Source organism: Halorubrum sp. SS7 (assembly GCF_005435055.1).
In the GTDB taxonomy this organism is placed as follows: Archaea; Halobacteriota; Halobacteria; order Halobacteriales; family Haloferacaceae; genus Halorubrum; species Halorubrum salinarum.
The window spans coordinates 1-217 of the sequence record NZ_SGXV01000746.1; the positions used below are offsets into that span (position 1 = coordinate 1).

Annotated in this window: 1 protein-coding gene; it reads left to right on the forward strand. The window is 65.9% G+C overall.

Annotation, left to right across the window (positions count from 1 at the left end):
• Positions 1 to 217 (forward strand): hypothetical protein (locus tag EXE44_RS19795; protein ID WP_137718149.1); only part of this gene is annotated, 217 nt, incomplete at both ends.

Genomic DNA, 217 nt, shown 5'->3' on the forward strand with positions numbered 1-217 from the left:
CTACTCGCGCCAGCTCGACAACGTCGCGGAGCACTTCGGCGTCGACCTCGACGCGCCGTTCGAGGAGCTCGACGAGTCGATCCGGCGGCAGTTCCTCTACGGCACCGACGACATGGTCCACTTCGAGTGGACGACGAAGAACGGCACCCGCGAGAAGACGGAGCGGTTCGAGGGGGTCATCCCCAACTTAGAGCGCCGCCACGTGGAGACCGACTCC